Source organism: Micromonospora sp. NPDC048835 (assembly GCF_040649995.1).
Taxonomy (GTDB): domain Bacteria; phylum Actinomycetota; class Actinomycetes; order Mycobacteriales; family Micromonosporaceae; genus Micromonospora.
Map to the genome: position 1 here is coordinate 1 of NZ_JBEZGM010000065.1, position 3,809 is coordinate 3,809.

Sequence of the window (3,809 nt, forward strand, 5' to 3'; positions counted from 1 at the left end):
CTTCGTCAAGGGACAGGTCGTCAAGACCGTCCCCGAGGCGCAGATCGTCGAGACCCTGATCGAAGAGGCACTACGCATCGCCGACGAGATGGGCGCGGAGCTGCCCGAGGAACTGCGCGGGCTGATGGCCGGCCCGACGGTCACCGTGCACTGATCTTCCATCTGGGCAATGCGGCCGTTCCCCGTGTCGGGGAACGGCCGCATTGCGTCGGTGCTGGTGCTGCGGGCGGTGCGCTGCTGTGGCGTGCCGTGCCGTGCCGTGGCGTGATGCGGTCTGGTGTCACTCGGATTCGGCGAGGATCGCGTACAGCTTGCGTCGGGTCTCGTCGAGCACCTGGGCGGCCCGCTCGCGCTGGTCGTCGGTGCCGTGCGTCATCACCTGGCGCAGCGCGTTCATCGCCTGCGCACCGGAGTCACGGATGTCGTGCCAGCTACTCACCGTGCCCTGGGCGACGTCCGCCCACGGCGGGGTCTGCGCGGCCTCGGTGGCCTCCGCCTGACCGGCCTCGGTGACCGTGAACCGCTTGCGCCCGCCGCCGGACTCCTCGGTGCTGGCGACGATGACGCCCTCGTCCTCCAAGAGCTGGAGGGTGGGGTAGATCGAGCCCGGGCTCGGTCGCCACGCACCGCCGGTACGGGAGTCGATCTCCTGGATCATCTCGTAGCCGTGCATCGGGCGCTCGGTGAGCAGGGCCAACACGGAGGCTCGGACGTTGGGGCGTCGGCCCCGACCCCGCCCACGGCCCCGGCCGCCCCAGGGGCCGCCGTGTCCGTGCTCGTGGCCGTGACCGTGCGGGCCGGGCGGGACCGGCGGGAAGCCGAACCCGCGCATGCGGGCCTCGTGCATCGGGTGGTGCTGTCGGTGGAACCTCATCAGGTTCTTCCTCTCCTAGGACTATCGCTGATGCATCAACGATATATCGGCAATGCATCGTCGACAACCTCGATTTACCAAACCGTACGTACGTCTTGCTAAGGTGCCGGTCATGCGCCTGCTTCCCCCACCGGGCCCGGCCCGGGTCCTCACCGTCGGCACCCTGGTCAAGACCGTCGGGCGGGGCCTCTGGCTCGTCGCCAGCGCGCTCTTCCTCACCCGCTCGGTCGGCCTGTCGGCGACGCAGGTGGGCATCGGGCTGACCGTCTCGGCCCTGGTCGGGGTGCTTGCCAGCACTCCGAGCGGCTACCTGGCCGACCGCGTCGGCCCGCGCGGTGTCCAGGTCAGCGCGCTGTTCGCCGCCGGCACCCTGACCATCGGCCTGATCGCCGTCCGGTCGTTCCCCACGTTCCTGCTTGTCGGCGCCGCAACCGCGCTCGCCGACGCGGTCGAACGCGGTGCCCGGGGCGCGCTGATCGCCGGAGCGATCCCGGCCGACCAGCGGGTCCGCACCCGCGCCTACCTGCGCGCCACCACAAACGTCGGAATCTCCCTCGGTGCCGTCCTCGGCGGCTTCGCCATCGCCGCCGACACCCGCGCCGGGTACGTCGCGCTGATCCTGGCCGCGGCAGCAGCGTCACTGGCCGCGGCGGTGGTCCTCCTCCGGCTCCCCACCGTCGCCCCGGTCGCCGCCCCGGCGCACGGCCCCCGGCTGGTCGCCCTGCGGGATCGACCGTTCCTCGCCTTCACCCTTGTCGACGGGCTGATGTCGATGCACTTCAGCCTGCTCACCATCGCCCTGCCGCTGTGGATCGCCGGCCACACCCGAGCACCCGCCTGGATGATCTCCGTGCTGACGCTCGTCAACACCGTGCTGGTGGTGCTCCTCCAGGTGCGCGCCGCAGGCAGCGCCGCCACCCTGCCCGCAGCCGCCCGTGCCGCCCGTCGAGCGGGTGTGGCCATCGCCCTGGCCTGCGTACTCTTCGCCGCCAGCGGCGCGCTGCCCACCGCCGGCGCGGTGGGCCTGCTCGGCCTCGGATCGGTCGCACACGTCACCGGGGAGCTGTGGCACTCCGCCGCCGGCTGGGGGATCTCCTTCGGGCTGGCTCCGGCGGACGCCCAGGGGCAGTACCAGGGGACCTACGGCATGGGCTACGAACTGGGCAAGATGCTCGCACCCGTGGTCGTGACCACCCTCGCGCTCGGTTGGGGCGTACCGGGCTGGCTCGTACTCGGTGCCCTGTTTCTCCTGCTCGGAGCCCTGGTGCCCCCGGTCGTCCGGTGGGCCGGACGGAACCGGCCTCGCGCGACCGATGCCGGCCTTGTCACTCGACCGGCGAAGCGGGGGGCTGATCTGGCAGGCTGATAGTCGTGCTGACGGTGCCGGTACGCCAACTGGGGGAATCGGAGCGCCGCGCGGTCGAGCGACTGCTCGACCATGACCCGTTCGCGGGCGCGCAGGTCGCCGAGCGCATCGCCGCGCGCGGACTCTCCTGGTGGCGGGCCGAGGGCAGAATCCTGGGGTACGGCGCCCGCCGCAACCTCGAATCACTCTGCTGGCTCGGCGGCAACCTCACCCCGGTGCTGGCCAGCGACGCGGCGGTGGCTGCCTTCGCCGACCTGCTCGCGGGCGAGGAACGGCTCTGCTCCTCCATCGTCGGCCGGGCCGATGCCGTCCTCGGGCTGTGGGACCGGCTCTCCGCCACCTGGGGGCCAGCGCGAGACGTCCGCCCCAATCAGCCGCTCCTGGTCACCGACTCCCTGCCACCCGTACCCGCCGATCCCGAGGTACGCCAGGTGCGCTCCGGTGAAGTCGACAAACTCTTCCCGGCGGCAGTCGCCATGTACACCGAAGAGGTGGGCGTCTCCCCGCTGGCCGAGGACGGCGGCCGTAGCTACCGGCGGAGGGTCAACGACCTGGTCCGGACCGGCCGCGCGTACGCCCGCATCATCGACGGCAAGGTCGTCTTCAAGGCCGAACTGGCAGTCGTCACCAAACGGACGGCGCAGATCCAGGGCGTCTGGGTGGCACCCGAGTGGCGCGGCCGGGGGATCGCCACCGCCGCCATGGCCGCCGTGGTACGCGACGCGCTGCTGCGGGTCGCCCCCACCGTCAGCCTGTACGTCAACGACTTCAACCTCCCGGCCCGCCGCGTCTACGAACGCTGCGGCTTCCAACCGATCGGCACCCTGGCGACCGTCCTCTTCTGACTACTGCGGTTGCTTGCCGGCGGTGCGTTCGGTGCGTGCGTTTGGTGCGTGCGTTTGCGTGCGTGCGTCTGCGTGCGGTGCGTGCGTAGGTCTGCGTGCGGCGCGTGCGGCGCGTGCGTGCGGCGCGTGCGTGCGTGCGGCGCGTGCGGGGCGTGCGTGCGGCGCGTGCGGGGCGTGCGTGCGGCGCGTGCGGGGCGTGCGTGCGGCGCGTGCGGGGCGTGCGTGCGGTGCGTCTGGTGCGCCCCCACGAGATCTTGGACAGTTTCCGTTCTGTGCGGACGGTAAGTGTCCAAGATCTGTAGGTGCGGTGCGGTGCGGTGCGGTGCGGTGCGGTGCGGTGCGGTGCGGTGCGGTGCGGTGCGGTGCGGTGCGGTGCGGGGAGATGCCGCTGGCCGGCGCCCCGGGTTGCGGGGGCCGGCCAGCGGTCGGTGTTCTGGTGCTGTGGTGCGGTGGTGCTGCCGTGCGGTGGTCAGCTGTTCCAGTGCTGGGTGACGAGGTCGGTGGCCTGCTGCTCCCACTGGGCGTAGGCGTCGGGGTACGCGGAGACCTGCACGGTCTGCGCCGCCTCGGTCAGGGGCATGTCCTGCCACCCGTCGACCTGCTTGAGGCCCTTGAGGAACGCCGTCGTCGAGTACTCGGGGTTGGTGATCTGCTCCGGCGTACCCCAACCGCTGGTCGGGCGCTGCTGGAACAGGCCCAGCGAGTCGTGGTCGTTGGCGTCACC

The 3,809-nt window shown here is 71.9% G+C and carries 3 protein-coding genes and 2 pseudogenes; 3 read left to right on the forward strand and 2 right to left on the reverse strand.

Features of this window, described 5'->3' with window-relative positions:
- A pseudogene (locus AB0C15_RS32500) lies at positions 1-154 on the forward strand (4-hydroxy-3-methylbut-2-en-1-yl diphosphate synthase); the annotation flags it as partial.
- Positions 155-280: 126 nt separating this feature from the next.
- Here the strand turns inward: AB0C15_RS32500 and AB0C15_RS32505 are convergent.
- Positions 281-874, reverse strand: a complete 594-nt coding sequence (locus tag AB0C15_RS32505; protein ID WP_357358578.1) for a PadR family transcriptional regulator — start codon at positions 872-874, stop codon at positions 281-283.
- A 112-nt stretch (positions 875-986) separates the two neighbouring features.
- Here AB0C15_RS32505 and AB0C15_RS32510 point away from each other — a divergent pair, with 112 nt between their 5' ends.
- Positions 987-2,240, forward strand: coding sequence for an MFS transporter (locus tag AB0C15_RS32510; RefSeq protein ID WP_357358580.1), 1,254 nt, complete (start codon positions 987-989; stop codon positions 2,238-2,240).
- Positions 2,241-2,245: 5 nt separating this feature from the next.
- Positions 2,246-3,085 (forward strand): GNAT family N-acetyltransferase, encoded by an 840-nt coding sequence (locus AB0C15_RS32515; RefSeq protein ID WP_357358582.1) that lies wholly within the window; start codon positions 2,246-2,248, stop codon positions 3,083-3,085.
- A gap of 469 nt (positions 3,086-3,554) precedes the next feature.
- Here AB0C15_RS32515 and AB0C15_RS32520 read toward each other — a convergent pair.
- Positions 3,555-3,809 (reverse strand): annotated as a pseudogene (locus AB0C15_RS32520) (hypothetical protein); the annotation flags it as partial.

Bases quoted from the DNA above. Each gene is read 5' to 3' on its own strand.
- AB0C15_RS32505 (WP_357358578.1), bottom strand. From the start codon at position 874: ATGAGGTTCCACCGACAGCACCACCCGATGCACGAGGCCCGCATGCGC.
- AB0C15_RS32510 (WP_357358580.1), top strand. From the start codon at position 987: ATGCGCCTGCTTCCCCCACCGGGCCCGGCCCGGGTCCTCACCGTCGGC.